Annotated in this window: 24 protein-coding genes; 10 read left to right on the forward strand and 14 right to left on the reverse strand. The window is 65.5% G+C overall.

The genetic code is table 11. From position 1 onward, the window contains the following. Nucleotides 1–4 precede the first annotated feature (4 nt). The 7 genes from ybgF to folD all read left to right on the forward strand — a co-directional run bounded on the left by ybgF (nucleotide 5) and on the right by folD (nucleotide 8,338). Nucleotides 5–835 carry a tol-pal system protein YbgF gene (gene ybgF, locus E7681_RS13385; protein ID WP_136339810.1) on the forward strand — a complete coding sequence of 277 codons (831 nt, stop codon included), beginning with the start codon at nucleotides 5–7 and terminating at the stop codon, nucleotides 833–835. Then, a complete protein-coding gene (gene tilS / locus E7681_RS13390; RefSeq protein WP_136339811.1) occupies nucleotides 832–2,052 on the forward strand; it encodes a tRNA lysidine(34) synthetase TilS in 1,221 nt (406 codons plus the stop codon). The genes ybgF and tilS overlap by 4 nt, the downstream gene beginning before the upstream one ends. An 80-nt stretch (nucleotides 2,053–2,132) precedes the next feature. Further along, complete coding sequence (gene ftsH, locus E7681_RS13395) at nucleotides 2,133–4,046, forward strand: ATP-dependent zinc metalloprotease FtsH (RefSeq protein WP_136339812.1); 1,914 nt, start codon at nucleotides 2,133–2,135, stop codon at nucleotides 4,044–4,046. Between the two features lie 86 nt (nucleotides 4,047–4,132). Continuing rightward, nucleotides 4,133–4,906, forward strand: a complete 774-nt coding sequence (locus E7681_RS13400) for a methyltransferase domain-containing protein (RefSeq protein WP_246032483.1) — start codon at nucleotides 4,133–4,135, stop codon at nucleotides 4,904–4,906. A gap of 66 nt (nucleotides 4,907–4,972) precedes the next feature. Further along, a complete protein-coding gene (locus E7681_RS13405; RefSeq protein WP_136339814.1) occupies nucleotides 4,973–5,569 on the forward strand; it encodes an MOSC domain-containing protein in 597 nt (198 codons plus the stop codon). Between the two features lie 103 nt (nucleotides 5,570–5,672). After that, on the forward strand, nucleotides 5,673–7,349 hold the full coding sequence (locus tag E7681_RS13410; protein WP_136339815.1) for a formate--tetrahydrofolate ligase: 1,677 nt from the start codon (nucleotides 5,673–5,675) through the stop codon (nucleotides 7,347–7,349). A gap of 86 nt (nucleotides 7,350–7,435) precedes the next feature. Further along, nucleotides 7,436–8,338, forward strand: a complete 903-nt coding sequence (gene folD / locus E7681_RS13415; protein WP_136339816.1) for a bifunctional methylenetetrahydrofolate dehydrogenase/methenyltetrahydrofolate cyclohydrolase FolD — start codon at nucleotides 7,436–7,438, stop codon at nucleotides 8,336–8,338. A gap of 78 nt (nucleotides 8,339–8,416) precedes the next feature. On the opposite strand, the gene E7681_RS13420 is transcribed toward folD, so the two are convergent. Beyond that, nucleotides 8,417–8,878, reverse strand: coding sequence for a hypothetical protein (locus tag E7681_RS13420; protein WP_136339817.1), 462 nt, complete (start codon nucleotides 8,876–8,878; stop codon nucleotides 8,417–8,419). A 2-nt stretch (nucleotides 8,879–8,880) separates the two neighbouring features. Beyond that, a complete protein-coding gene (locus E7681_RS13425) occupies nucleotides 8,881–9,279 on the reverse strand; it encodes a DUF2306 domain-containing protein (protein WP_136339818.1) in 399 nt (132 codons plus the stop codon). A gap of 94 nt (nucleotides 9,280–9,373) precedes the next feature. On the opposite strand from E7681_RS13425, the gene E7681_RS19310 reads away from it, so the two are divergent. Beyond that, a complete protein-coding gene (locus E7681_RS19310; protein ID WP_136339819.1) occupies nucleotides 9,374–10,132 on the forward strand; it encodes a LytTR family DNA-binding domain-containing protein in 759 nt (252 codons plus the stop codon). Here the strand turns inward: E7681_RS19310 and E7681_RS13435 are convergent. Next, entirely contained in the window at nucleotides 10,129–10,548 is a 420-nt protein-coding gene (locus E7681_RS13435) for a PaaI family thioesterase (protein WP_136339820.1), read from the reverse strand. The genes E7681_RS19310 and E7681_RS13435 overlap by 4 nt on opposite strands. A 137-nt stretch (nucleotides 10,549–10,685) precedes the next feature. Here E7681_RS13435 and E7681_RS13440 point away from each other — a divergent pair, with 137 nt between their 5' ends. Next, entirely contained in the window at nucleotides 10,686–11,489 is an 804-nt protein-coding gene (locus E7681_RS13440) for a LytTR family DNA-binding domain-containing protein (protein WP_136339821.1), read from the forward strand. Here E7681_RS13440 and pdeM read toward each other — a convergent pair. From pdeM to E7681_RS13480, 8 genes are all read right to left on the reverse strand, one after another. Next, on the reverse strand, nucleotides 11,486–12,148 hold the full coding sequence (pdeM, locus tag E7681_RS13445; RefSeq protein WP_136339822.1) for a ligase-associated DNA damage response endonuclease PdeM: 663 nt from the start codon (nucleotides 12,146–12,148) through the stop codon (nucleotides 11,486–11,488). The genes E7681_RS13440 and pdeM overlap by 4 nt on opposite strands. Nucleotides 12,149–12,198: 50 nt before the next feature. After that, nucleotides 12,199–14,598 (reverse strand): ligase-associated DNA damage response DEXH box helicase, encoded by a 2,400-nt coding sequence (locus E7681_RS13450; protein WP_136339823.1) that lies wholly within the window; start codon nucleotides 14,596–14,598, stop codon nucleotides 12,199–12,201. A gap of 221 nt (nucleotides 14,599–14,819) precedes the next feature. Beyond that, nucleotides 14,820–16,007 (reverse strand): acetyl-CoA C-acyltransferase, encoded by a 1,188-nt coding sequence (locus E7681_RS13455; protein ID WP_136339824.1) that lies wholly within the window; start codon nucleotides 16,005–16,007, stop codon nucleotides 14,820–14,822. Then, nucleotides 16,004–17,674 (reverse strand): long-chain-fatty-acid--CoA ligase, encoded by a 1,671-nt coding sequence (locus E7681_RS13460; protein WP_136339825.1) that lies wholly within the window; start codon nucleotides 17,672–17,674, stop codon nucleotides 16,004–16,006. The genes E7681_RS13455 and E7681_RS13460 overlap by 4 nt, the downstream gene beginning before the upstream one ends. 21 nt (nucleotides 17,675–17,695) lie before the next feature. Then, the gene (locus E7681_RS13465) at nucleotides 17,696–18,463 is read right to left on the reverse strand and encodes an SDR family oxidoreductase (protein WP_136339826.1); all 768 of its coding nucleotides are present in this window, start codon (nucleotides 18,461–18,463) and stop codon (nucleotides 17,696–17,698) included. Continuing rightward, nucleotides 18,450–19,772, reverse strand: coding sequence for a 3-hydroxyacyl-CoA dehydrogenase (locus tag E7681_RS13470; RefSeq protein ID WP_136339827.1), 1,323 nt, complete (start codon nucleotides 19,770–19,772; stop codon nucleotides 18,450–18,452). The genes E7681_RS13465 and E7681_RS13470 overlap by 14 nt, the downstream gene beginning before the upstream one ends. Continuing rightward, on the reverse strand, nucleotides 19,769–21,088 hold the full coding sequence (locus E7681_RS13475; protein ID WP_136339828.1) for an acyl-CoA dehydrogenase family protein: 1,320 nt from the start codon (nucleotides 21,086–21,088) through the stop codon (nucleotides 19,769–19,771). The genes E7681_RS13470 and E7681_RS13475 overlap by 4 nt, the downstream gene beginning before the upstream one ends. Nucleotide 21,089: 1 nt before the next feature. Continuing rightward, on the reverse strand, nucleotides 21,090–22,097 hold the full coding sequence (locus tag E7681_RS13480; protein WP_136339829.1) for a phosphotransferase family protein: 1,008 nt from the start codon (nucleotides 22,095–22,097) through the stop codon (nucleotides 21,090–21,092). Between the two features lie 81 nt (nucleotides 22,098–22,178). Between E7681_RS13480 and E7681_RS13485 the strand changes: the two genes are divergently transcribed. Next, a complete protein-coding gene (locus E7681_RS13485) occupies nucleotides 22,179–23,111 on the forward strand; it encodes a LysR family transcriptional regulator (protein ID WP_136339830.1) in 933 nt (310 codons plus the stop codon). Here E7681_RS13485 and E7681_RS13490 read toward each other — a convergent pair. From E7681_RS13490 to E7681_RS13500, 3 genes are read right to left on the reverse strand one after another with little or no spacing between them, the layout of a single operon-like run. After that, nucleotides 23,108–24,388 (reverse strand): TRAP transporter large permease, encoded by a 1,281-nt coding sequence (locus E7681_RS13490; protein ID WP_136339831.1) that lies wholly within the window; start codon nucleotides 24,386–24,388, stop codon nucleotides 23,108–23,110. The genes E7681_RS13485 and E7681_RS13490 overlap by 4 nt on opposite strands. 2 nt (nucleotides 24,389–24,390) lie before the next feature. Continuing rightward, complete coding sequence (locus E7681_RS13495) at nucleotides 24,391–24,927, reverse strand: TRAP transporter small permease (RefSeq protein WP_136339832.1); 537 nt, start codon at nucleotides 24,925–24,927, stop codon at nucleotides 24,391–24,393. Between the two features lie 6 nt (nucleotides 24,928–24,933). Then, the gene (locus tag E7681_RS13500) at nucleotides 24,934–26,043 is read right to left on the reverse strand and encodes a C4-dicarboxylate TRAP transporter substrate-binding protein (RefSeq protein WP_168733209.1); all 1,110 of its coding nucleotides are present in this window, start codon (nucleotides 26,041–26,043) and stop codon (nucleotides 24,934–24,936) included. Nucleotides 26,044–26,132: the final 89 nt, after the last annotated feature.

Below are 26,132 nucleotides of genomic sequence, written 5' to 3' on the forward strand. Positions count from 1 at the left end.
TTCGATGCGCTGGATTTCCGTCGTCGCCCTGACCGTATTGCTGCTGCCTGTCCTGCCGGGACGCGGCATTGCGCAGGATCGGACGCAGACCCTGGCCGATATTCGCCAGGAATTGTCTGTTCTGTACGTCGACATCCAGCGCCTGAAACGAGAGTTGAGCACCACGGGCGCCCCTGCGGGGACGGCCGGCGGCTCGGTTCTGAACCGGGTTGATGCCATCGAGGCGCAGCTGCAGATGCTGACCTCGAAGACCGAACAACTGGAATTCCGGGTCAACAAGATCGTGCAGGACGGCACCAACCGCATCGGCGATCTGGAGTTCCGTCTGGTCGAGCTGGAAGGCGGCGACGTCTCGAAGCTGGGCAAGACCACGACACTGGGCGGCGACGATCAGGGCGCCGTCTCGGTGCCCGCGACTCCGCCCGTCAGCGGTGGGGCGGACGCGGAACTGGCCATCGGCGAAAAGGCGGATTTCGACGCGGCGCAGGCGGCGCTGGACGGTGGAAACCATGCCGATGCTGCCGCGAAATTCGCGGCCTTCCTTGATGACTATCCGGGCAGTCCGCTGACCGCCCGCGCGCATTTGCAGCGTGGCCGGGCGCTGGCGCAGACCGGTGACACGGCCGCCGCGGCCCGCTCTTATCTGAACGCGTTCAGCGGCGACCCCGAAGGCGAAGTCGCCCCCGAGGCGTTGTTCCTGCTGGGGCAGTCGCTGGGCGAACTGGGCCAGACGAACGAGGCCTGCGTGACACTGGCCGAAGTCGGCGTCCGCTTCCCGACCTCGTCCTCGGTCGAGCCCGCGCGCGGGGCGATGCAACGCCTGGGGTGCCAGTGACGCCCGAAGCGGCAATCGCGGATTTCCTGAACGGATTCAGCCATCCGAAATTAGGACTGGCGGTATCGGGCGGTGGGGATTCCATCGCTATGCTGCATCTTGCGGCACAGGGAAGTGTTCCCTTGCTGGCCGTCACGGTCGATCACGGCCTGCGCCCCGAAGCTGCTGACGAGGCGCGCTTTGTCGCCTCGGTCTGTGTGGATTTGGGTGTGCCCCACTGGACCCTGCGTTGGCGGGGCTGGGACGGCCACGGCAACCTGCAGGATCAAGCGCGGCGGGCGCGGTATCAGCTGATCGCCGAATGGGCGCGTGCGCAAGGTGTTGGGCATGTGGCGCTGGCGCATACGCTGGACGATCAGGCCGAGACATTCTTGATGCGGCTGGCGCGATCCTCGGGCGTGGATGGGCTGTCGGAGATGACAGCGCGTCAGGTGGATGATGTGACCTTTGTGCGCCCATTGCTGGGGGTATCGCGCGCCGATCTGCGACAGATGCTAAAGCAGCGTGGGGCGGACTGGGTCGAGGACCCTTCGAACCACGATCCCCATTATGATCGGGTCAAGGTCCGGCAGCATTTGGTTGGGCTGACTGATTTGGGGATCACCGCCAAAGGTATCGCCGATACCTCGGCGGCGCTGGCGCAGGCGCGCGAGGCGTTGAACTGGGCTGCCCACGGGTTTGCGGCGCAGCACATGCATATGGTCGGGCCGGACGTGACCATCGACATCGGGGCGTTCGCCGATCTGCCCGCGGAATTGCAACGGCGGCTGCTGGTCCACGTCCTGCGCTGGTTGTCAGGGGCCGAGTACAGCCCGCGTCGTCAGGCCGTTGCAGACCTCATTCAGACCGCATTGGACGGAGGCAAGGCAACGCTGCACGGATGCGCCATGTCCGTTCGGAAGGGGCGGATCTGGCTGTTTCGGGAATATGCGGCGGTTCAGTCGACCTCGGCGTCGGTGGGGCATGTCTGGGATAATCGCTTTGTCATCTCTGGCCCCGCAACGAACGCCCGCATTGCCGCTTTGGGGGCCGAAGGGCTGCAACAGCTGCCAAACTGGCGCGCGTCGGGGCGCCCCGCAGCAGCTGTCATGGCGGACCCTGCCGTCTGGCTGGATGACCGCGTGATCGCCGCCCCGCTGATCGCTGAGACGCAGGGTTGGCGCGCAGAACCGGCGCCTGGGCGCACAGATTGCCATTCAGCCCTTTTAACGCATTGAAGAAGGTTGCATGATCTCTATTTAAGAACGGTGGCCGCTGTGATAGGCGCAGGGCCAACCGAATTATTGGGAGAGTTTCCTTGGGCAACGCGAAAAACATCGCCTTCTGGGTCATCCTTTTTCTGCTGATCCTGGCGCTGTTCAACCTGTTCAGCGGGTCGGGCTCGACCCTGCAAAGCCAGTCGATCAGCTACTCGGATTTCGTCCAGGCCGTGGATCAGGAAAAGGTCAGCAAGGTCACATTGGACGGCGAGAAGGTGCGCTATCGGGGTACGGACGGGCGCGACTACGTGACGATCAGACCGGATGACGCCAAGATCACCGATATGCTGATCGAAAAAGGCATCCCGGTCGCCGCCGAAAGCCAAGAGCAATCCGGCTTCCAAGCCTTCATCCTCAGCCTGTTGCCCTTCCTGCTGCTGATCGGTGTGTGGATTTATTTCATGAACCGGATGCAGGGCGGCGGCAAAGGCGGCGCCATGGGTTTTGGTAAATCCAAGGCCAAGCTGCTGACCGAAAAGCAGGGTCGCGTGACCTTTGACGACGTGGCGGGCATCGACGAGGCCAAGGAAGAACTGGAAGAGATCGTCGAATTCCTGCGCAACCCGCAGAAATTCAGCCGTCTGGGCGGCAAGATCCCCAAAGGCGCGCTGCTGGTGGGCCCTCCGGGTACCGGTAAGACGCTGCTGGCGCGCGCAATCGCGGGCGAGGCAGGCGTGCCGTTCTTCACCATCTCGGGCTCGGATTTCGTGGAAATGTTCGTGGGTGTGGGCGCGTCCCGCGTCCGCGACATGTTCGAACAGGCCAAGAAAAACGCGCCTTGTATCGTGTTCATCGACGAGATCGACGCCGTGGGCCGTGCGCGTGGCGCAGGCTATGGCGGCGGTAATGACGAGCGCGAGCAGACCCTGAACCAGCTGCTGGTCGAAATGGACGGGTTCGAGGCGAACGAGGGTGTGATCATCCTGGCCGCCACCAACCGCCGCGACGTGCTGGACCCCGCGCTGCTGCGCCCGGGCCGTTTTGACCGTCAGGTCACTGTGCCGAACCCGGATATCAAGGGCCGCGAAAAGATCCTGGGCGTCCATGCCCGCAAGACCCCGCTAGGCCCGGATGTCGACCTGCGCATCATCGCGCGCGGCACTCCCGGTTTCTCGGGTGCGGACCTGATGAACCTGGTGAACGAGGCCGCCCTGATGGCTGCCCGCGTTGGCCGTCGCTTTGTCACCATGGAGGACTTCGAGAACGCGAAGGACAAGGTGATGATGGGGGCCGAGCGTCGCTCGATGGTGCTGACGCAGGACCAGAAGGAAAAGACCGCCTATCACGAAGCCGGTCACGCCGTCGTCGGCCTGGCGCTGCCGAAATGCGATCCGGTCTACAAGGCAACGATCATCCCGCGCGGTGGTGCGCTGGGGATGGTGGTCAGCCTGCCGGAAATCGACCGCCTGAACTGGCACAAGTCCGAGTGTGAGCAGAAGCTGGCCATGACCATGGCAGGCAAAGCAGCTGAAATCCTGAAATACGGCGAGGAGAACGTCTCGAACGGCCCCGCCGGGGATATTCAGCAGGCATCGAGCCTGGCACGCGCGATGGTGCTGCGCTGGGGCATGTCGGACAAGGTCGGCAACATCGACTATTCCGAGGCGCACGAGGGCTACTCGGGCCAGACCCCCGGTTTCTCGGTCTCGGCGCATACCAAAGAGCTGATCGAGGAAGAAGTGAAACGCTTCATCCAGGACGGCTATGCCGAGGCGTTCCGCATCCTGACCGAGCGTAAGGACGAGTGGGAACGTCTGGCGCAGGGCCTGCTGGAATACGAGACCCTGACCGGCGAAGAGATCGAGCGCGTGATGCGCGGCGAGCCGCCCCAGCCGGGGCCGGATCACCACGACACGCCCGATCAGGGTTCCTCGGTCACGGCGATCCCCAAGACCAAGCCCAAGGCGAAACCCACCGGTGACGGCGGGATGGAGCCGGAGCCGATGGCATAAGAGACAAGGCCGGGGGAAACCCCGGCCTTTCTTCTTGCTGGCGGTAATTGTGCGGTATACCTTTGTATGCAAAGCAGGAGGCCGCCTTGGACTGGAACCCCGACACCTACGCCCGTTTCTCGGATCACCGGTTGCGTCCGGCGCTGGACTTGCTGGCCTCGGTCGGGCCGCTGCCGGACGGCCCGGTCGTCGATCTGGGCTGCGGGGCGGGGGCCGTGGGGCCGGATTTGCAGGCGCGCTACGGCGAGCGGGTGCTGACGGGCGTCGACAACTCGCCCGCGATGTTGGCCAAGGCGCAGGCCAAGGGCGCTTATGACGCGCTGCGCGAGGCGGACATCGCCCAATGGCAGGGCGGCCCCTTCGCGCTGATCTACTCGAACGCGACGCTGCATTGGCTGGGCGATCACGACGCGCTGCTGCCGCGTCTGGCCGGGATGCTGGAGCCCGGCGGTACGCTGGCCGTGCAGGTGCCGCACCAGAACGATGCGCCGTCGCACGCGACTTGGGTTCGGTTGATGGATGGCATGTTTCCGGGCCGACGCGCGCCCGATGGCCCCGGCATCCTGACCGCGCCCGAGTATTTCGAAATCCTCGCCCCCCTCGGCGCCGCGCAGGTCTGGGAGACGGAGTATCTGCAACGCCTGGAACCCGTCGCGCAGGGCCACCCTGTGCGCCATTTCACCGAATCCACCTTTGCCCGGCCGATCCTGAACGCGCTGAGCGCGCCTGAGCAGTCCGACCTGATCGCCGCCTATGAGGCCGAGATGGCGCAGGCGTATCCCCTGCGTCCGGACGGATCGGCCCTGTTCCCGTTCCGGCGACTGTTCTTCACGCTGACCATTCCGGGAGGTGAGATCTGAAATCACAAAGCGTAGGTTGCCCTGACGCGCGACGCAGGCCACAACTCTGACAAACAGGAGACAGACATGCCCGCGCTCAAACCGACCTCATTCACCGCCACCGTCACCTATCTGGGCCGCGTGCCGGACCGCGATGCCTCGCTCCGCTCCGAACCGCTGGATCAGGCGATGCTGACCTGGGCCGGGATCGAGGGCGAGGCGCATGGTGGGGTCACGCGTCCCTCGTGCAGCCGGGTGATGTCGCAGCATCCGCGCGACACGGAAATCCGCAACGTGCGGCAGCTGTCGATCCTGTCCGAGGAGGAACTGGCGGATGTCGCAGCAAAAATCGGGGTCGAGGCGTTCGATCCGGCTTGGGTCGGGGCGTCGCTGATCCTGCGTGGGATCCCCGATTTCACCCATGTACCGCCGTCCTCGCGCCTGCAGGCGCCGTCGGGCGCGACGCTGGTCATCGACATGGAGAACCGCCCCTGCACGCTGCCCGCCCCGGTGATCGAGGCTGATGCCCCCGGCGCGGGCAAACGCTTCAAACCCGCCGCCGCTGGCAAGCGCGGCGTGACCGCATGGGTCGAACGCCCCGGCCTGATCCGCGTAGGCGATACCCTGACCCTGCACATCCCCGATCAGCCCGTCTGGGCACATCTGGACGCCGCGCGGGCCTGACGCGGCGATTTGTGACGCGAATAGGTCGGATTTGCGGGGCGCATGTCATTTCTGCTTAAGGTATAGGCAGTTATGACAGCGATAACTGCAAAGGTGAGGGGACATGACCGTCAAATCCGATATCGAGATCGCACGCGAAGCCAAGAAACGCCCGATTCAAGAGATTGGCGCAGGGTTGGGCATCCCCTCGGAGCATCTGCTGCCCTACGGGCATGACAAGGCGAAAATCGGTCAGGACTTCATCAATTCGGTCCAGGATCGCCCGAACGGCAAGCTGATCCTGGTCACCGCGATCAACCCGACCCCGGCGGGCGAGGGCAAGACCACGACCACCGTCGGCTTGGTGGACGGGCTGAACAAGATCGGCAAGAAGGCCGCTGTGTGCATCCGCGAGGCGTCCTTGGGTCCGTGCTTCGGCATGAAGGGCGGGGCCGCGGGTGGCGGCTATGCGCAGGTGGTGCCGATGGAGGAGATGAACCTTCATTTCACCGGCGATTTCCACGCGATCACGGCCGCGCACAACCTGCTGTCGGCGATGATCGATAACCATATCCACTGGGGCAACGAGCTGGAAATCGACGAGCGCCGGGTCACCTGGCGGCGTGTGATGGACATGAACGACCGGGCGCTGCGGGACATCGTGACCTCGCTGGGCGGGGTGGCCAACGGGTTCCCGCGCCAGACCGGGTTCGATATCACGGTGGCATCCGAAGTCATGGCGATCCTGTGTTTGTCGCGCGATCTCAATGACTTGCAAAAACGTTTGGGTGACATCATCGTGGCCTACCGGCGCGACCGCAGCCCGATCTACTGTCGCGATATTCAGGCAGATGGGGCGATGACGGTGCTGCTGAAGGACGCGATGCAGCCCAACCTGGTGCAGACGCTGGAGAACAACCCCGCCTTCGTCCACGGTGGCCCGTTTGCCAATATCGCGCATGGCTGCAACTCGGTCATCGCGACGACGACCGCGCTGAAACTGGCCGATTACGTGGTGACCGAGGCTGGCTTTGGCGCCGATCTGGGCGCGGAAAAATTCATGAATATCAAGTGCCGCAAGGCCGGGATCGCACCGGATGCGGTGGTGATCGTGGCCACGGTGCGCGCGATGAAGATGAACGGCGGCGTGGCCAAGGCCGATCTCGGCTCGGAAAATGTCGAGGCCGTGCAGAAGGGCTGCCCGAACCTGGGCCGCCACATCGCCAACGTGAAATCCTTTGGTGTGCCTGTCGTCGTGGCGATCAACCACTTCATCACCGACACTGACGCCGAGGTGCAGGCGGTGAAGGATTATGTGGCCAAACAGGGCAGTCAGGCCATCGTTTCGCGCCACTGGGAACTGGGCGGCGAGGGCGCGGTTGATCTGGCCAAGCGGGTGGTTGAACTGGCCGAAAGCGGCTGGTCGCACTTCGCGCCGCTCTATCCCGACGACATGCCGCTGTTCCAGAAGATCGAGACCATCGCCAAGCGAATTTACCATGCCGACGAGGTGCTGGCGGACAAGAAAATCCGCACGCAGCTGCGCGACTGGGAAGAAGCTGGATACGGTAACCTACCGATTTGTATGGCAAAAACGCAATACAGCTTCTCGACTGATCCCAACCTGCGCGGTGCGCCGACGGGGCATTCCGTGCCGATCCGCGAGGTTCGGCTGAGCGCGGGCGCGGGCTTTGTCGTGGTGATCTGCGGGGAAATCATGACGATGCCGGGCCTGCCGCGGCACCCAGCGGCCGAGCAAATTCACCTGAATGATCTGGGTCAGATCGAGGGGCTGTTCTGACCTGCGCGGCCTTCGCACTGGCAGAAACTGGCCATTTGTCGTAAGGGGCGGTCAACGAAATGAATCGGCACCACGAAGGAGCGGATATGAGCGCGACGATCATCGACGGCAAGGCCTTTGCGGCCAAGGTGCGGGGCCAAGTGGCAGAGCATGTGGCGCGGCTGAAGGGCGATCACGGGATCACTCCGGGGCTGGCCGTGGTGCTGGTGGGCGAGGATCCGGCGAGCCAGGTTTACGTCCGCTCGAAGGGCAAGATGACCGTCGAAGTGGGCATGAACTCGTACGAGCACAAGCTGTCCGCCGACACATCCGAAGATGATTTGCTGAGCCTTATCAACCAGTTGAACAATGATCCGGGAGTGCATGGCATTCTGGTTCAGCTGCCGCTGCCGAAACATCTGAACGAGGATCTGGTGATCAACTCGATCGATCCGGCGAAGGATGTGGACGGGTTCCATATCTCGAACGTGGGTCTGCTGGGCACCGGGCAGAAGGCGATGGTACCCTGCACGCCGCTGGGTTGCCTGATGATGCTGCGCGACCATCACGGCAGCCTGTCGGGGATGAACGCGGTGGTGATCGGGCGCTCGAACATCGTGGGCAAGCCGATGGCGCAATTGCTGCTGGGCGACAGCTGCACCGTGACCATCGCGCATAGCCGCACCAAGGATCTGCCTGCGGTCGTGCGTGGGGCAGATATTGTGGTTGCAGCCGTGGGTCGCCCCCAGATGGTGCCGGGCGACTGGATCAAACCGGGTGCCACTGTGATCGACGTGGGCATCAACCGGATTGACGCGCCGGAAAAGGGCGAGGGCAAAACCCGTCTGGTGGGCGACGTCGATTTCGACAGCGCGGTGCAGGTTGCGGGGGCGATTACCCCGGTTCCGGGCGGCGTGGGGCCGATGACGATTGCCTGCCTGCTGGCCAATACCGTGACCGCCTGCTGCCGGGCAAATGGTCTGGCCGAGCCTGAGGGGCTGACCGCCTGAACGGCGCGCTCACATCCGGTTAACCGGCGAAATTGTATGAAAACGGGGGCGGATCGTACGATTCGTCCCCGTCTCTTTTCAGGCCCTGAAACTGCGGATGGCGCGGCCCAGAAAGGTGCCGGCGCAGAGGCCCAGCACCAACGCAAAGCCGGTCTGAAACGGCGCGCCGGACAGGGCGTCGGCGGCGAGGACCCGCATCACGCCGCCCGCGAAGTTGGACCAGAAGATCAGCATGGCGGTGGCGAGGGTCAGCCATTCGCCGCGCAGTTGGAGCCATGGGCCGTCGCGCGAGATCAGCCAGCGGGTTTGCAGGCGGTGGCCGAGGGCCGTGCCCAGCAGGATGGCGATCGCCCAGATGGGCCAGACGATCATCGGGTCGGGCAGGGTGGACAGGCTGCGCAGGCTGAGTACGCCCAGCAGCGGCAGGGCGAGGACCAGCGCCAGCGGCGCGCGGCGGGGGCGGGTAGCGCGCAGGCCGACGATCAGCAGCAGCACGAACAGTGGCCAGACCCAGAGGGGGACGTTTGCGAGGACGGTCATGCTCAGCCCCCCAGAACGACGGCGTGCATGATGCGGCCGGGCAGCAGGGTGAAGGCTCCGGCACCGATCAGCGCGCCCCAGACCAGCGAGAGCATGGCCAGACGGTGACGGCGCGCGTTGCGGCGGCGGATTTGCCAGATCGCATAGGCCAGCGAACAGAGCGAGAGCACGGACAGCAGGTGGACCGGGCTGAACGGTCCGACCAGCTTGATCCCGTTGATCCAGAAGCTGGAGATCGCCACGGCGGCCATGCCGGTGACCCAGGCCCAGCCCAAGCGTTTGTGCATCGGGCTGCCTCGGCGAAGGGTGAACAGGGCGACGGTCAGCGGGATCAGCGCAAGGGCGGCGATGGCATGGATCTGGATGATCGGGGGCGCTTGCAACAGCGGGGTCAGGGTCATTCTTTGCATCCTTGGTTTCGTGGTCTAAAAACGGATGCGGGTTGGCCGGGGGCCGGTCCAGCGGGTGTGCGTGACGGGCTGAAGGGATACGTGAATGACCGGGAAGGCGGGGCAATTGCCGTTGACGCTTCGTGAGTGGCGGGGGGTTTGGGTGCCTGTCGTGGTCTGGATCGTGGCCACGGGCGTGGCGGCACTGACCGGCCCGTTTGAAACGTACGAGAGGCTGGGCGCACTGGCGCGGACGGGATACTGGGCGCTGGTGGTCGGGGTCTCGGTGCTGTGCGACGCGGGGTTCCGCTGGCTGATGCGGGGACGGTCGACGGCGGTGCGGTTGTTGGCGCGGCTGGGCTTTGCGGCGGTGCTGGGCGGGGCGGTGCACCTGATCAACGGCGTCGTGTTTTCCGGTTGGGGCGGCTGGGGGCGTTGGCTGTGGCTGCTGGGAGTGATCTGGGCCGTGGCGATGGCGGTCGAGGCGCTGGTCGCGCTGAGCCGACACGCCCACGGGGCGGCGCCAGAGGCGGAGCCGCAAGAGGCGCCCGACGCGGCCTTTCAACGTCGTTTGCCGCATGACCGGCGCGGAGCGCTGATCCGGCTGGAGGCGCAGGACCATTACCTGAAGGCGGTGACGGCAAAGGGCGAGGCGCTGATCCTGATGCGTCTGGCCGATGCCGAGGCCGAGCTGGCGGGCTGCGACGGGCTGCGCGTGCATCGCAGCCACTGGGTGGCGCGCGGGCAGGTGGCACGCGTGCTGCGGCGCGAGGGGCGGCTGGTGTTGTGCACCACGGACGGGGCCGAGGTGCCGGTCAGCCGCAGCTATCGCGCAGAGGTCGAGGCAGCGGGGCTGACGCCCTAAAGCGGGACGGGCACCATCGTGCCCTGCAGGATCGCCACCAGCTTTTCCTGATCGCCGGTGCGGGCGACGACCTCGGACGTGACGATGACCAGCTTGCGGCCGGGCTTGATGACGCGGCCCGTGGCGATCAGCAGATCGCCGCGCGCGGGCGCCAGAAGGTTGATCTTGATCTCGGCGGTGACGACCTCGTGGTCGTCGGGGATCATGGTCAGGGCAGAATAACCCGCAGCCGAATCCCCGATCGCAAAGGTCAGTGCAGCATGGCCGTGGCCCTGTTGCTGGGTCGAGCCGGGCAGGATCGGCGCGGTGATCTGTACCGTGCCGGGTGCCACCGAATGCAGGCGCGCGCCCAGCGTGGTCATCATCGCCTGCCGGTCAAAACTGGCGGAAATCCGGGCCGTTAGGGTGTCTGTCATCTGATCCTCCTGCCGTGACGGTAACGAAGCTGTGACCGTGGCGCAATCCACGCGCGCTGTTGCAACCCAGCGATGTTTGATTATAACAGGCTGATATCAATTATTTTTATTGTGCTTTGGGTGGTGGGAACACGATTATGTTGTCTGGGCTGAGGAATACGCTGCGTCACGTGTTGCGCCCGGCGACACTGCTGCCCTGGTTCATGTTCTCGCTGGCGGCCACCGTGACGGGGCCGTTCAACACCCTGGCCCTGCTGGATGACCTGCCGCGCGCGGTGTACTGGGCGGGTATCGTGGGCGGTGCGATGGTGCTGTCGCATCTGCTGTCCCAGGCGATCTTTCTCTGGATACCCGACCGCAGCAGCCGGATGTTCGATCTGGCGCGCGTGTGTGCGATGGTGGTGGTGTTCTCGCCGCTGGCCTATGGCTGGACGCGGATCATGATCCCGGCCCGCGTGGCGCATTCGCCCAGCATGGCCAAGATCGGCCTGTTCGTGGCGCTGATCGGGACGGTGGTGCATATCAGCAAGCGGATTTTGCGCGGGCAGGACCCGTTCGTGCGGCAGACGGACGGCGCGCTGACCCTTGGGTTCCCCGAGCCGGAAACGCCCGAGGTCGAGGCCACGCCCGAGCCGCGCCTGATGCGTCGACTGCCCGAGGGGGCGACGGGGCCGGTGCTGCGGCTGTCGGCCAGCGATCACTTTGTCGAGGTGGTGCTGGCAGAGGGAGCGCACAGTCTGCGGATGCGCTTTACCGACGCGATCGACGAGATGGACGGGATCGAGGGCTATTGCAGTCACCGCAGCCACTGGGTGACGCGCGCAGCAATTGCCGGGGTCGAGCGGGACGGCGCGAAAATCGCGCTTCGGCTGGTCAATGGCGACGAGATTCCGGTCAGCCGGACCTATAAGCCACAGCTGGAAGAGGCCGGTATCCTTTAGCGCGGCATCGGGATCGGGCGGGGGATCGCGCCGGTCAGGATGGCCAACGCCTCGGGGCGCATGAGGTCCGAGAGCGCGGTGTTGTCGCTGCGCAGCCCGCCAGTGAAGGTGCCGTAAGCGGGCAGGATCAGGCGGTCGGAATCCAGCAGGAAACAGGGGCGCGACAGGGATTGGCCGCGCGTGCGCAGGCGGGCCTTGGGGTGGTAATGGCCCGAGACCTCTCCGGATGCGCCGGGGCGGGCGATGTGGCGGAAGGCCAGCGGCGGCAGCGGCAGTTCGGCCAAATGGGTGCCGCCCAGCTGGATCGGGCCGGCATCGTGGTTGCCCTCGATCCAGACCCAGCGGCGTCCGGCCTGAAGACGGGCGATCCACAGGGCCTCAGCCTCGGTCAGTTCGTGCAGCGCGGTCATGTCGTCGAACGTATCGCCCAGGCAGACGACGGTGGCGGCGCCGGTGGCGGCCAGGTCCGCTTCGAGCCGGGTCAGCGTGTCGTGGGTTTCGTAGGGCGGCAGTTGCGCGCCGCCGTGACGCGCCGCGCGTTCAGCCTTGCCAAAGTGCAGGTCCGAGACGCAGAGCAGCCGCTGGTCCGGCCAGTACAGCGCGCCGGACCCCAGCGCCTGCAATTTCGCGCCAGCCAGAGTGAAATCGAATACGTTCATGATATGTTCATGCCTTGCCGCGTACACCATTGCAAGAGTGCAGCGCGGGGTCAGGCCAGCCCGGCGGCCTGCATTAGGCGGTCTGCCTCGTCGGCCAGCAACCGGTCCTGCGCGGTGCCCTGAATCGGCACCTTGCCCACCTCCAGCAGCAGGGGGGCGGCCAGGGGCGTGACGCGAGGCAGGATGTTGTGGGTGATGCGGCCCTGAATGCGGGTCAGCATCTCTTCGATGCGGCCGAAATCAACAAGGCCGCGCATCGCCTCGTCGCGGGTGATGCGTAGCAACAGGTGGTCAGGGTCATACTTGGCCAGCGTGTCATACAGAATGTCGGAGGAGAACGTCGCCTGCCGCCCCGATTTGCGCTGGCCCTGATGGCTGCGCTGGATCAGCCCGGCGATGGTGGCCGAGGCGCGGAAGGTGCGTTTCATCACCGCGTTGCCGCGCAGCCACCCTTCGAGCCCGTCGGCCAGGGCCTGGGGGTCAAACAGCGGGGCGGGGTCGGTGACGGGGTCCAGCCCCCAGACCAGCGTGGCGTAGTCGGTTGCGACAAAGCCGAGCGGGGCGAGGTTCAGCGCCTCCATCCGTTTGGTCAGCAGCAGGCCCAGCGTTTGCTGCGCGTTGCGACCGGCAAAACCGTAGGCGCACAGGTGCTGGCGCCCGTCATGGGGAAAGGTTTCGACCAGCAGCGCCCCCGGTTCGGGCAAAGATGACACATCGGCCTGAAGCCGCAGCCAGTCGGTGGTGTGGTCGGGCAGGGCGCTGAAATCGCCATCCTGAAACAGGCGCAGGATGCGGTGCGACAGCTGCGTCGAGGTCGAGAACTTGGTGCCCGAGAAGGTCGCCACCTTGGGTTTGCGGCCCTTGTCGCGGCTGACCTCGACGGTCATTTCGCGCAGGCCCTCGTAGCGCACGATCTGGCCACCGATCAGGAAGGTGTCGCCGGGGGTCAGGCTGGCGGCAAAGCTTTCCTCGACCTCGCCCAGGGCGGGGCCGCGGCCGCGCATCCGCACCTTCAGCAGGTCGCTGTCCTGAATGGTGCCGATGTTCTGGCGGATCAGCACGGCGCTGCGCGGGTCGCGCAACTGCCAGAGGCCGTCTGGGCGCTGTTGCAGGCGCTGCCAGCGGTCATAGGCGCGCAGGGCATATCCGCCGGTGGCCACGAAATCGAGGCAGTCGTCGAACTGCGCGCGGGTCAGGGTGGCGTAGGGGCCAGCGCTGCGGAACTCGGCCAGAAGGGCGTTGGCGTCGAAGGGACCGGCGCAGGCGGCGATCAGGATGTGCTGGCACAGCACATCCAGCGGGCCGGGGCCGCGCGGGTCGCCGTCCAGATCATGCGCCTTGACGGCTTCGAGGGCGGCAAGGCATTCGACGACCTCGAACCGGTTGGCGGGGACCAAAAGCGCCTTGGAGGGGGCGTTGTAGCGGTGGTTGGCGCGGCCGATGCGCTGGACCAGACGTTTGACGTTCTTGGGGGCGCCGACCTGGATCACCAGATCGACATCGCCCCAGTCCAGCCCCAGATCGAGCGAGCCGGTGCAGACGATGGCGCGCAACTGGCCGGCGACCATCGCGGCCTCGACCCGTTCCCGCTGGGCGCGGTCAAGGCTGCCGTGGTGAATGCCGATGGGCAGGGCGTCGTCATTGGCCAGCCACAGGTTGTGAAAGAAGATCTCGGCCTGGGCGCGGGTGTTGTGAAAGATCAGCGTGGTGCGGTGCTGGCGGACCTGATCCAGCACGGCCGGAATGGCATAGGCCGCCCCGCCGCCGGACCAGGGCGGGGGCTGGTCGGTGACCAGCATGCGGATGTCGGGGTCGGGGCCGGGATCGGCCTGCAGGATGGCGCAATCGTCGGGGTGACGGGCCAGAAAGCGGGCAATCGCGGCGGGGTCATCGACGGTAGCGGACAGGCCGACACGGCGCAGGCCGGGGGCGAGGGTTTGCAGGCGGGCCAGCGCCAGCATCAGCTGATCGCCCCGCTTGCTTTCGGACAGGGCGTGGATTTCATCGACGACGACGCGTTGCAGCCCGGCAAAGATGCGCGGCGCGTCCGGGTAGCTGACCAGCAGGGCCAGCGACTCGGGCGTGGTCAGCAGGATATGGGGCGGGTCGGCGCGCTGGCGGCGTTTCTGGGTGTAGGTGGTGTCGCCGGTGCGGTCCTCGATCCGGATGGGCAGGGCCATCTGTTCGACCGGGCCGGTCAGGTTACGGCGGATGTCTGCGGCCAGCGCCTTGAGCGGCGAGACATAGAGCGTGTGCATCCCCTGATGGGTGCCGTCGGCCAGTTCCAGCAGGGTGGGCAGGAACCCGGCCAGCGTCTTGCCGCCGCCGGTGGGGGCGATCAGCAGCAGGGCGGGATCGGCGCGGCGGGCCAGCATCTGGGACTGGTGCGGATGCAGCGACCAGCCTTTGGCGGCAAACCAGTCAGAGAAGGGCGCGGGAAGCGGCGTCATGCCCCAGAGCTAGTGCAAAGCCCCGCACCGCGCCAGACCGATCGGCATAGACAGCGCCGATCCAAGGTCATGCGGAGGCTTCATTGGCCCTGTCGGCAAAGCTGCGGGATAGTCGGGGCGTTCATCCGGGGCTTGGCGGCGTGATCTTCCCGTGAACATGTCGCTGCGGATGGATGCGAAAGGGGGCCGTGCAGGGCCCCCTTTTGATTTTTGTGGATGGGTCAGGCGGGGAAAATCTCGAACAGGCCCGCAGCGCCCATGCCGCCCGCGATGCACATCGAGACCACGCCGTATTTGGCGCCGCGACGGCGGCCTTCGATCAGCAGATGGCCCGCAAGGCGCGCGCCGGTCATGCCGAACGGGTGGCCGACCGAGATCGAGCCGCCGTTGACGTTCAGCTTGGCCGGGTCGATGCCCAGCGTGTCAGCACAGTAGAGCGCCTGCGAAGCGAAAGCCTCGTTCAACTCCCACAGGTCGATGTCGTCCATCGTCAGGCCGGTCTGTTTCAGCAGCTTGGGGATGGCGTAGACGGGGCCGATGCCCATCTCGTCGGGTTCACAGCCCGCGACGGCGAACCCGCGCAGGGCACCCAGCGGGGTGGCACCGGATTGGGCGGCCAGAGACGCCTCCATCACCACGCAGGCCGACGCGCCGTCGGACAGTTGCGAGGCGTTGCCTGCGGTGACGAACTTCTCCGGGCCCATCACCGGGTCCAGCCCGGCGAGGCTGTCGAGCGTGGTCGAGGGGCGGTTGCATTCGTCGCGGGTGACGGTGACGGGCTGCATGGAAACCTTGCCGGTCTCGCGGTCCTTCACGGCCATCAGCGTGTCCATCGGGACGATCTCATCGTCAAACGCCCCGGCGGCCTGCGCGGCGGCGGTGCGCTGCTGGCTGGTGAGCGAGAACGCATCCTGCGCGGCGCGGCTGATCCCGTAGCGGGCGGCGACGATGTCAGCGGTGTCGATCATCTGCATGTAAACGGCGGGTTTGTGCTCTTTCAGCCAGGCCTCTTCCAGCTGGTTCTTGTTCAGGACTGGCTGGACCAGCGAGATCGACTCGACGCCCCCCGCGACCACGGCCTGGGTCTGGCCCAAGGTGACCGCGTTCGAGGCCATCGCGATCGCTTGCAGGCCCGAAGCGCAGAAGCGATTGACGGTTTGGGCCGCGCTGCCGACGGGCAGGCCCGCGCGGATCGCGGATTGGCGGGCGATGTTCATGCCGGTTGCCGCCTCGGGGAAGCCGCAGCCAAGGATCACGTCGTCGATCAGGGCGGGGTCCAGTTTGGCGCGGTCCACGGCATGGCGGACGACATGCGCGCCCATCGTGGCGCCGTGGGTGGCGTTCAGCGATCCGCGAAAGCTTTTGGCCAGGCCGGTGCGGGCGGTCGAGACGATGACGGCGTCTTTCATTGGGTGGTATCCTTGGATTTGGCGTTTTCACGTTCTTGCAGCTCGCGCCACAGCACCTTGCCCGAGCCGGATTTCGGCAGGGCGGTCACGATTTCCAGCAGGCGCGGCACCTTGTAGGCGGCCATGTGGTCATGCGCCCAGGTGGACAGTTCCTTGGCGGTCAGGGTCGCGCCGGGTTTCAGCACCGCCACGGCCTTGACGGTTTCGCCGCGATAGGGGTCGGTGGAGGCGATGATGCAGGCCTCTTCGATGGCGGGGTGGTGGTAAAGCTTGGCCTCGACCTCGGTCGGCCAGACCTTGTAGCCCGAGGCGTTGATCATGCGTTTCAGGCGGTCGACGATGAAGATGTAGCCGTTCTCATCCAGATACCCCAGATCGCCGGAACGCAGGAACCGCTGGTTTTCGAGGGTGACGAAGGATTCGGCGTTGGCCTCGTCATTGTTCCAGTAGGCCAGCATGACCTGCGGGCCGGAAATCAGGATTTCGCCGGTTTCGCCTTGGGGCATGGGGGTCAGCGTGTCGGGGTCCACGATGGCGACATCGGTGTTGAACACCGGGATGCCCGCGCATTGCGGTTTGGGCAGGTGCGGCGGGTTGGCGCTGGTGGGGGCGATGGTTTCGGTCATGCCGTAGCCTTCGAGGAAGGTCAGGCCGGTGAGGCGGCGCAGCTTCTCGGCCACGGCCTCGGGCATCGCAATCCCGCCGCCCCAAAGGACGCGCAGGGTGGCCAGATCGTCGTCGCGCAGGGTGGGGCGGTTGAGGAAGTCGATGATCATCGTCGGCACGCAGGGCCAGGCGGTGACGCCGAATTCGCGGATCAGGTGGGCGGCGATTTCGCGGTCCCAGCGGGGCAGGATCACGGATGTGCCACCAGCCTGAATGGCCGAGTTCAGGCCAGCCTGAAGGCCGACGACGTGGAACATGGGCGCGACGCAGAAGAACACGTCCTCCCCGCCCAGACCGAACCAATCCACCATCGAGTTGATGGCGTGGATCGCGGTCTGATGGCTATGCATGCAGCCCTTGCCGCGGCCGGTGGAGCCCGAGGTGTAGGGCATCACGGCCAGATCCTGTGGCGTGCGGGTGAACGGCGCGGGGGTTTCGTTGGCGGCGATCATCTCGGCCCATGCTGTGCAATGGCCGGGCAGGGTGGCGCGGGGGGCGGCGATCTCGGGCGGCAGGTTCTCGTGCGGGTCGGCGGGCAGCTCGTCGGAATAGGTGGCGACGATCACGTGGTCGAGGATGTTCTGGGCCAGAAGCGGCTCCAGCTCGCGCTCGCGGTCCTGCGCGGTGAAAAGGGTGCGGATGCCGGCGTCCTCGACGATATAGTCCGTCTCATCCGTCAGGTTCATCGGGTTGATCGGCACGGCCACGGCCCCGGCGCGGATGATGCCGTAGAAGGCAGCCACCCATTGCGGCGAGTTTTGCAGCTGGATGCCCACGCGGTCGCCGGGCTGTACGCCGCAGCGGTTTTGCAGCCAACCGGCAATGCGGGTGGCCTGATCGCCCAGCTGGGCATAGGTCGTCACGCGGCCATAGAACACCAGCGCCGCCTTGTCGGGGGTGGCGGCGGCATGGCGGAACAGGTTGTCGTTCAGCGTATGCGCGGGCGCGGGAATATCGTGGGGCCGGCCCAGCGGCCAGACCTTGTGGTGCAGTCGTTCCAAATCATCCTCCCATTTGGCCGGTCAGGCCGTTGCGCCGCCATCCACGGCCAGGCATTGCCCGGTAACATGCCGGGCGGCCGGGCTGACCAGGAAAATGGCAGCACCTTTCAGGTCTTCATCCCCGCCGAAGCGGTGCAGCGGGATCGAGGGAAGCAGGGTCTGCTCCAACCGGTCGATCAGCTTTTCCGACATTTTGGAGGGGAAAAATCCGGGCGCAAGCGCGTTCACGTTGATGCCGTGACGGCCCCATTCGGTGGCCAGCGCACGGGTGAAGTTGATCATCGCCGCCTTCGAGCTGTTATAGGCGATGGTGAACATGTCGCTGTCGGCGCGGTTGCCGGACAGGCCACCAATCGAGGCGACGTTCAGGATATTGCCGGTCTTGCGCGGCAGGAACGAGGCTTTCGCCACCGCCTGTGTCAGCACGAAGGGCGCGGTCAGGTTCAGGGTCATGACCTTGTTCCAGCCGTCCAGCGGGTGATCCTCGGTCGGCGAGGCCCAGCTGGTGCCCGCGTTGTTCACCAGAATGTCGATGGGGCCGAAAATCGCGTTGGCCTGATCGACGACGCCGGGGATGCTGTCCAGATCGGACAGGTCACAGGCGATGGTAGCGACGCGGGGTGTGATCTTTTGCAGATGGGCCTGTGCGTCGTCCAGCTCGGCCTGTTTGCGGGCGGTCAGGATGACGGCGGCGCCAGCCTCGGCCAGCCCTTCGGCGATTTGCAGGCCCAGCCCGCGCGAGCCGCCGGTGATCAGGGCGACCTTGCCGGTCAGGTCAAACAGGCGCATGGGTGGCCTCCTTTAGCGAAGCGGGGATTTGCCAGGCGGTGTCGGCGCGGCCGCTGAGTGCGCCGTAGTGGCGGGCCAGATCCAGCACGTTATCGACGCCCAGTTCCTGCGCCAGACGGATCGGCCCGGCCAGTGCGGCCGGAAAGCCGTAGCCGGTGGTGTAGACCACGTCGATATCCGAGCCGCGGCGGGCGCGGTGTTCGGGGATCAGGGCCAATGCCTCGACCATCAGGGCGGTGATGACGCGACCCACGATTTCGGCGGCGGGGATGGCGCGGCGGGTCAGGCCGAGGTCCTGACTGGTGCGCGAAATCAGCGCCTGTATGTCCTCGTAATTGCGGCCCTTGGGGGTGGCGGCGTCGTACAGATACCAGCCGCGTCCGGTTTTCTGGCCGTGCAGGCCGGCCTCGCACAGGGCGTCGCCGATGCGGGGTTGATGCGGCGGGTTGGGGCGCTCGGCGCGTTGTTTGCGCACGCCCCAGGGGATGTCGTTGCCGACGAGATCCAGCGCGCGGAAGGGGCCGATGGCCATGCCCCAGCGTTCCAGCGCGTCGTCCACGTCTTGCGGCCAGGCGCCTTCCTCAAGCAGGTACATCGCCTCTTGGTGGAAGCGGTCAAACAGGCGGTTGCCGATGAAACCGTCGCCATTGGCGGCGATAACGGCGCGTTTGCGGATGGTCTGGGCCAGCGCCAGAACGGTCGTCAGGGTGGCATCCGAAGTGGTCTGGGCGGGGATCAATTCCAGCAGGGGATTGACCTGCGCGGGCATGAAAAAATGCGTAGCGACAAAGCGCGAAGGATCAGCCATAGCGCCCGCAATGGCGTCCACATCCAGCGTCGAGGTGTTGGAGGTGATCAGCGTGTCAGGGGCGACGGTGCGCTCGATTTCAGCCATGACCTGCTGTTTGAGGGACAGGATTTCGGGCACCGCCTCGACCACCAGATCGGCCTTGGCAAAGGCGGAAATCGCGTCGGAAAAGCTGAAGCGCGCCATCTGGGCGGCGGCCTGATCGGCGGTCAGCTTGCCCTTGGCGGCGCTGCGGTCGGTCAGGGATTGCAGATGGGTGCGGGCTGTGTCCAGCGCCTGTTCGGAGGGGGCCACCAGGATGACCTGATGGCCGGTCTGGGCGAAGGCCATGGCGATGCCACGGCCCATCGCACCGGCCCCCAATACGCCCACGACCCGGATTGTGGAGGGGTCGCGATGCGGCGTGTCAGGCACCTGGCCCGCGATCTGGGCGGCCTGCGTCAGGTAGGACGCAGCGCCGTCGATCGCGGTCAGCTGGAAAAGCCGGTCTTCGGTGCTCATTCCGCGGCCTCGGCAGCCTTGCGGGCGGCGATTGCGGCGGCGATGCCGGGACGGATGTCGGTTTCCGACGCGCGATCCGGCACGGTGTAGAAGCGGTGCGAGTTCATCGGACCGTTTTGCGCGGCCTTGACCAGCGAACGACCGAGCGAGCGCAGGTGCACCTCGTCGGGGCCATCGGCCAGACGCAGCGAACGCGCCATCGTCCACAGATCGGGCAGCGGCGTGTCGCCGGTCACACCCATGCCGCCGAAAATCTGGATCGCGCGATCCACGACTTTCAGGTGCATTTCCGGGACCACGACCTTGATCATGGCGATCTCGTCCTTGGCGGCCTTGGCGCCGACGTTGTCGATCATCCACGCGGCTTTCAGCACCAGCAGGCGGGCCTGTTCGATCTCCATGCGGGAACGGGCGATCATCTCCATCACGACGCCCTGTTCGTGCAGGTATTTGCCGAAGGTTTTGCGCTCCAGCGCGCGCTCGGTCATCAGTTCCAGCGCCAGTTCGGCCTGCCCGATCGAGCGCATCATGTGGTGGATGCGGCCCGGTCCAAGGCGCGCCTGTGCCAGTGCAAAGCCCGAGCCTTCGGTGCCCAGCAGGTTCGAGACGGGGACGCGGACGTTCTTGTAGACGACCTCGCAGTGGCTTTCGTAGCTTTCGTGGTTCATCACCGTCAGGTTGCGGGTGATGGTGATGCCGGGGGTGTCCATTGGCACCAGGATCATGGATTGCTGCGAATGGCGCGGCGCGTCGGGGTCGGTTTTGCCCATGACGATGCACAGCTTGCAGCGCGGCGAGGCGGCGCCGGTCGAGAACCACTTGCGGCCGTTGATGACGTATTCATCCCCGTCGCGGCGGATCAGGGTCTGCACGTTGGTGGCATCGGACGAGGCGACATCGGGTTCCGTCATGCCAAAGCAGGAACGAATCTCGCCGTTCATCAGGGGCTTGAGCCACTTTTCCTTCTGCTCGGGCGTGCCGAACATGTGCAGGATTTCCATGTTGCCGGTGTCGGGGGCCGAGCAGTTGAACACCTCGGACGCCCAGGGCAGGCGGCCCATGATCTCGGCCAGCGGGGCGTAGTCGAGGTTCGACATGCGGGTGCCGGGCTCGTCATCCTTCAACGAGGGCAGGAACATGTTCCACAGCCCTTCGGATTTCGCCAGCGCCTTCAGGTCGTCCATGAAGGACAGGGTGAAGGTGCCGTTGTGCTGCTCGGCCACGAAATCGCGGTGCCGGGGGATGACGTGATCCTCCATGAAGTTGCGCACGCGGGCCTGCATTTCGAGGCTTTTCTCAGAGAAGGTGAATTCCATGTTATTCTCCTGCAAGGTCTAGTCCGTGCCGGGCCCAGACCCGGCTGAGATGGTCGATGCCTTCGGCGCTGCCGATGCCCTTGGCCGCGCGGGCGACGATGCCCTCGAAGATCACGGCAAGGCGGAAATAGGCGAAGGCGGTGTAGAAGGGGCTGTCATCGACAGGCAGCCCCCGGGTCGCGAAATAGCGGGCGGTGTAGGCGGCGGCGTCGGGGATACCCAGCGCGGCCAGATCGCGGTCGCCCAGACCGTGGTATTCCTCGGCCAGGTTGGTCCAGGGCATCAGGTTATAGCCCAGGTCCGAGAGCGGATGGCCCAGCGTGGACAGCTCCCAATCCAGCACGCCCAGCACTTCGGGCTTGGTGGGGTGGAAGATCAGGTTGCCAAGGCGGAAATCGCCATGCACCAGCGTGGTTTCATCGCTGGCGGGCTTGTGCGCGTCCAGCCATGCGGCGAGTTGCGGGATCTCGTCGATCTCGCGGGTTTTGCCGGCCTCGTATTGCTTGGTCCAGCGGCCAATCTGGCGGGTGTAGAAATCGCCGTGGCGGCCGAAATCCGACAGGCCCGCAGCGTCCAGATCGACGGAGTGCAGTTTCGCCAGCGTGTCGCACATCGACTGGAACATCGCGGTGCGGTCGGCGGGGGCGATGCCCGGCAGGCTGTTGTCGTGGAAAACGCGACCGTCCAGACGCTCCATCAGGTAGAACGGGGTTCCGATCACCTCGCGGTCGGCGCAGTAATGCGGCGCGGCGGGGACGGGGACATCAGTGGCGGCCAGCGCGTTGATGACGCGGAATTCGCGGTCGATGGCATGGGCCGAGGGCAGCAGTTCACCAGGCGGTTGCTTGCGCAGAACGTAGCGCGCGCCGCCGAAATCCATGAAATAGGTCGGGTTGGAATGGCCGCCGGCGATCTGTTCCAGCGCCACGGGGCCGGTGCCCGGCAGCACGCCGCTCAGGTAATCCGCCAGCCGGTTCGGATCGAACGGCAGGGTGGGTGTTTTGGTCATTGGTCTTGCCTCCCTGTTGACAGATCGCACATTCAGAACTCATAAGAAAATGAATTACCAAGATGTATTGGCATAGATGAGATGAATATATCGCGCACCGACCTGAACCTGTTCGTGGTATTCGAGGCGATCTACTCGCAGGGGGGCGTTACCCGCGCCGCCGAGATGCTGCACCTGACGCAGCCAACGATTTCGCACGCCTTGGGGCGGTTGCGTGAACGGGTGGGCGATCCGCTGTTCGTGCGGCATGGGCAGCGGCTGGTGCCGACGCCGCTGGCACAAAAGATGATCGGCCCGACCCGCGAGGCGCTGAAACTGTTCGAAACCACGCTGGGCGAGCTGGACGGATTCGACCCGGCGACGGCGTCGATGCATTTCTCGATCGGGATGCGGTCGCTGATGGAGAACAGCTTTTTCCTGCCGCTGGTGATGCTGGTGAACTCGGTCGCGCCCAAGGTGACGCTGGCCTCGGCGCAGCTGGACCGGCGGCGGATCGAGGGGGATTTGTCCTCGGGCGAGTTGAACGCCGCGATTGACGTGTTCCTGCCGCTGGGCGCGGATATCCGGCGCGAGCATCTGATCTCCAGCCCGTCGGTGGTGGTGGCACGGCGCGGGCATCCGTTGGTGCAGGGCCAGATCACGCTGGACGATTATCTGGCGCTGGATCATGTCATCGTCACCTCGCGCCCGCGCGGCGCGGGCCCCGAGGACATCGCCCTGTCGCGCGAAGGAAAGACGCGCCAGATCGCGGCGCGCTGCCAGCAGATCAACACGGCGATGCGGGCGGTGGCGTCCTCGGACCTGGTGCTGACGATGGCCGAGACCTTCGCGCGGCGGGCCAATGTGTGGTTCGACAACCAGATCGTGCCGGTCCCGTTCGAGGCACCGCGCATCGACGCCTACCTGTATTGGCACGCCAACACGGATGCGGACCCCGCCAACCTGTGGCTGCGCAGCACGATCAAGAGCTGCGTCGCCGAGGCCGATTGGGCGGGGCCCGCTCAGACGCTCTAGAAGAACGCGTGGGTGGCCAGCATCCCAACCACCAGCAGCAGGTCAGCCAACAGGAAGGGCAGGATGCCCGCAAAGATCTGTTCCAGCTTGACCAGATCCTTGGCGACCGAGTGGATGACGAACACGTTTAACCCAACGGGTGGCGTGATCATCCCGATCTCGAGCAGTTTCGCCAGCAGGATGCCGAACCAGATCACGTCGACCCCGTGCGCCTTGATCAGGGGCAGGAACAGCGGCAGGGTCAGCAGCATGGCCCCGATCGGTTCCAGGAACATCCCCAGCGCCAGGTAGATCAGGGTGATCAGGATCAGGATGCCCAGCACGCCCAGGCCCAGGCTTTCGATGCCGGTGCCGATCCAGCGCGACAGGCCGGACAGGGCGACCAGACGGGTGAACAGGTTCGCGCCGATGGCGATCATGAACAGCGAGCCCGAGGACAGCAGCGTATCGACGCAGCTTTCCATGAACAGCTTCCACGACAGGGTTCTGCGCGCCACGCCGATGAGGATCGAGATGACGGCGCCGACGGCCCCGGCCTCGGTCGCGGTGAACAGTCCGGAGAACAGCCCGCCAAAGACGATGGCGATCATCACCATGACCGGCCAGACCTCTTTGACGCCTGCGATACGCTCGTCCCAGTTCGAGGCGGCGGCGCGGGGCAGGCGTTCGGGCGCCAGAACATAGCTGACCAGCACCGCGGCGATGTACAGGCCCAGCGAAATCAGGCCGACGACCAGACCGCCCATGAACAGCTTGGTGATGGACACCTCGGCCTGGATGCCGAACAGGATCAGCAGGATCGAGGGCGGGATCAGCGCGCCGATGGTGCCGCCCGCCGCGACCGAGCCGGTGGCGATGCGGATGTCATAGCCCATGCGGTGCATTTCCGGCACGGCGATACGGCCGATGGCGGCGGAACAGGCGATGGAGCTACCGGTGACGGCGGCAAAGCCACCCGCCCCCGCCAGCGAGGCAATCGCCAACCCGCCGGGCATCCAGCCCAGCCAGGCGCGTGCGCCTTCGAACATGCCGCGGGTCAGGCCCGAGTGATAGGCGACATAGCCCATCAGCAGGAACATCGGCACCGAGGACAGGGTCCAGCTGGCGGCGAAGTTATAGGGCACGGTGGACAGCATCGACATGGCCGGGCGCTCGCCCACGATGGCCCAGATGCCGACGAAGGAAACGAAGATCAGCGCGACGGCAATCGGCACGCGCAGCATGATCAGGCCAAGCACACCGACGACGGCGAACAGACCAATGCTCATCGGGTCCATGTTCAGTCCTCTTTCTCGATGGGGTCAGTGATGATGGCCGGATCGGCGGGCGCATCCCGGAAGTGGCCCGAGGCCAGCTCGATGATGCGCAGGGCGATCACGATGAACATCAGCACAAAGCAGACGGGCAGAATCCACGCGCCGGGCCAGGTGTAGAAATCCATCGCGCCGGCCTCGACATAGGCGCCGCGCTTGGTTTGCACCCACGCCTCGGAGGCGGTGCCATAGGCCAGGATGCCGTAGACGATCAGCGACAGCACGAAGCCCAAGGCATAGATCGGCCCGTGGGTCCATTTCGGCATCATATCGGTGAAGATGGACGCCTCGACATGGCGACGCTGCACCTCGGCATAGGCGATCGGCAGAAAGCTGACGGCCAGCATGTAGTACTTTGAGACGACCTCGGCGGTGGCCGGGAACCCGGCCCCCACGAGGTTTCGCATCGCCACGTCGATCACGATCTGAAGCGCCATCAGGATAAGGATGGCGCTTCCGACCCATTTCGTCGTGGACGCGATGAAGCGATCCGCGAAACCCATGTCTGTTTATTGACCGTAGGTGTTGAAGTCGACCTTCGACCAGATCTCGGCAAAGCGCAGCTCGGCCAGTTCGTCCGAGGTGTGGACGTTCTGAACCAGGCCTTCCCACTTGGCCAGCAGGGCCTTGTAGCGCTCGATCTTGGCGGCGGCGTCTTTCACGCCACGGCTTTCGAGGGTGGCTGCGGCACCGGCCAGGTGTGCTTCGCGGAACTCGGCGGCCTTGGCTTTAAGACCCTCGTCGGGGGTGATGAACTCAACGCCTTTTTCTTCGCCGGTTTTGCGGGCCTCATCGGTGGTGTCGATCCAGCTTTGCACGCCGATGGTCTGCGCATATTGCGAGGCATGGGCCAGTGCGGCGCGGTCTTCGGCGGACATGCGGCCCCACAGCATCGACGAGGCGTTGGTCATCGCGGCGGCGTTGAACACGCCCTGGTCGATCATGGTGACGTATTTCACGACGTCATACAGTTGCGCGTTCTTCAGGTCGGCAACCGAGGAATAGGTCGCGTTGATGACGCCCGAGGACAGGCCTTCGAACAGTTCCGACGAGGGCATCTGCACGGGTTCGGCACCCAGCGATTCCACGAAACGGGTGAAAACCGAGCCAGCGGTACGGATGCGCACGCCCTTCATGTCGTCCAGGGTGCGGATCGGCTTGGAGGACAGGAACTCGTAGTTGGTGGTGGCGTCCGAGCCCAGGAAGACGTGGCCGGCGCGGGCGAATTCTGCCTGGCACTCGGCGCAGGTCGCGATGTATTCGGTCACCGCCGACGAGATCGCGCGGTTGTCGGTGCCCAGGATCGACAGCTCGCCCACGATGCCGGATTCGGGGTAATCGGCGGCGAAATAGGGCAGGATGATCGGGCCGAGATCGGAAATGCCGTCGCGCAGGCCGGTGTTCATCTCGTTCGGGGCCAGCAGGCCCGACGGGGTGTCGTAACCGGTCCAGCGACCAGCGGTGAATTCCTCGAGCTTTTTGAACAGCGCGGGGTAGCCAGCGGTGGCCAGCACGTGGCTGGGCCCGAAGGACGAGGTGGCGCGGATTTCATCGGCAGCGGCGGGCAGCGCGATGGCGGCGCTGATGGTGGCTGCGGTAAAGACGTGTTTCAGGTTCATGGGGACCTCCCTTAGGCAACTGCGTTGAGGCCGTCCTTTGGGCATGGCTCCGCCAGGGCCGGGCCTGTGGGTCCGGTCTGATCTGGGGC

The sequence above is a fragment of the Thalassobius vesicularis genome (assembly GCF_004799325.1).
Lineage (GTDB): Bacteria > Pseudomonadota > Alphaproteobacteria > Rhodobacterales > Rhodobacteraceae > Thalassobius > Thalassobius vesicularis.

Coding starts and splice junctions, on each gene's coding strand:
- ybgF (WP_136339810.1), top strand. CDS start 5: ATGCGCTGGATTTCCGTCGTCGCCCTGACCGTATTGCTGCTGCCTGTC.
- E7681_RS13405 (WP_136339814.1), top strand. CDS start 4,973: ATGCCCGCGCTCAAACCGACCTCATTCACCGCCACCGTCACCTATCTG.
- E7681_RS13410 (WP_136339815.1), top strand. CDS start 5,673: ATGACCGTCAAATCCGATATCGAGATCGCACGCGAAGCCAAGAAACGC.
- folD (WP_136339816.1), top strand. CDS start 7,436: ATGAGCGCGACGATCATCGACGGCAAGGCCTTTGCGGCCAAGGTGCGG.
- E7681_RS13420 (WP_136339817.1), bottom strand. CDS start 8,878: ATGACCGTCCTCGCAAACGTCCCCCTCTGGGTCTGGCCACTGTTCGTG.
- E7681_RS13425 (WP_136339818.1), bottom strand. CDS start 9,279: ATGACCCTGACCCCGCTGTTGCAAGCGCCCCCGATCATCCAGATCCAT.
- E7681_RS19310 (WP_136339819.1), top strand. CDS start 9,374: ATGACCGGGAAGGCGGGGCAATTGCCGTTGACGCTTCGTGAGTGGCGG.
- E7681_RS13435 (WP_136339820.1), bottom strand. CDS start 10,548: ATGACAGACACCCTAACGGCCCGGATTTCCGCCAGTTTTGACCGGCAG.
- E7681_RS13440 (WP_136339821.1), top strand. CDS start 10,686: ATGTTGTCTGGGCTGAGGAATACGCTGCGTCACGTGTTGCGCCCGGCG.
- pdeM (WP_136339822.1), bottom strand. CDS start 12,148: ATGAACGTATTCGATTTCACTCTGGCTGGCGCGAAATTGCAGGCGCTG.
- E7681_RS13450 (WP_136339823.1), bottom strand. CDS start 14,598: ATGACGCCGCTTCCCGCGCCCTTCTCTGACTGGTTTGCCGCCAAAGGC.
- E7681_RS13455 (WP_136339824.1), bottom strand. CDS start 16,007: ATGAAAGACGCCGTCATCGTCTCGACCGCCCGCACCGGCCTGGCCAAA.
- E7681_RS13465 (WP_136339826.1), bottom strand. CDS start 18,463: ATGCGCCTGTTTGACCTGACCGGCAAGGTCGCCCTGATCACCGGCGGC.
- E7681_RS13470 (WP_136339827.1), bottom strand. CDS start 19,772: ATGAGCACCGAAGACCGGCTTTTCCAGCTGACCGCGATCGACGGCGCT.
- E7681_RS13475 (WP_136339828.1), bottom strand. CDS start 21,088: ATGGAATTCACCTTCTCTGAGAAAAGCCTCGAAATGCAGGCCCGCGTG.
- E7681_RS13480 (WP_136339829.1), bottom strand. CDS start 22,097: ATGACCAAAACACCCACCCTGCCGTTCGATCCGAACCGGCTGGCGGAT.
- E7681_RS13485 (WP_136339830.1), top strand. CDS start 22,179: ATGAATATATCGCGCACCGACCTGAACCTGTTCGTGGTATTCGAGGCG.
- E7681_RS13490 (WP_136339831.1), bottom strand. CDS start 24,388: ATGGACCCGATGAGCATTGGTCTGTTCGCCGTCGTCGGTGTGCTTGGC.
- E7681_RS13495 (WP_136339832.1), bottom strand. CDS start 24,927: ATGGGTTTCGCGGATCGCTTCATCGCGTCCACGACGAAATGGGTCGGA.
- E7681_RS13500 (WP_168733209.1), bottom strand. CDS start 26,043: ATGAACCTGAAACACGTCTTTACCGCAGCCACCATCAGCGCCGCCATC.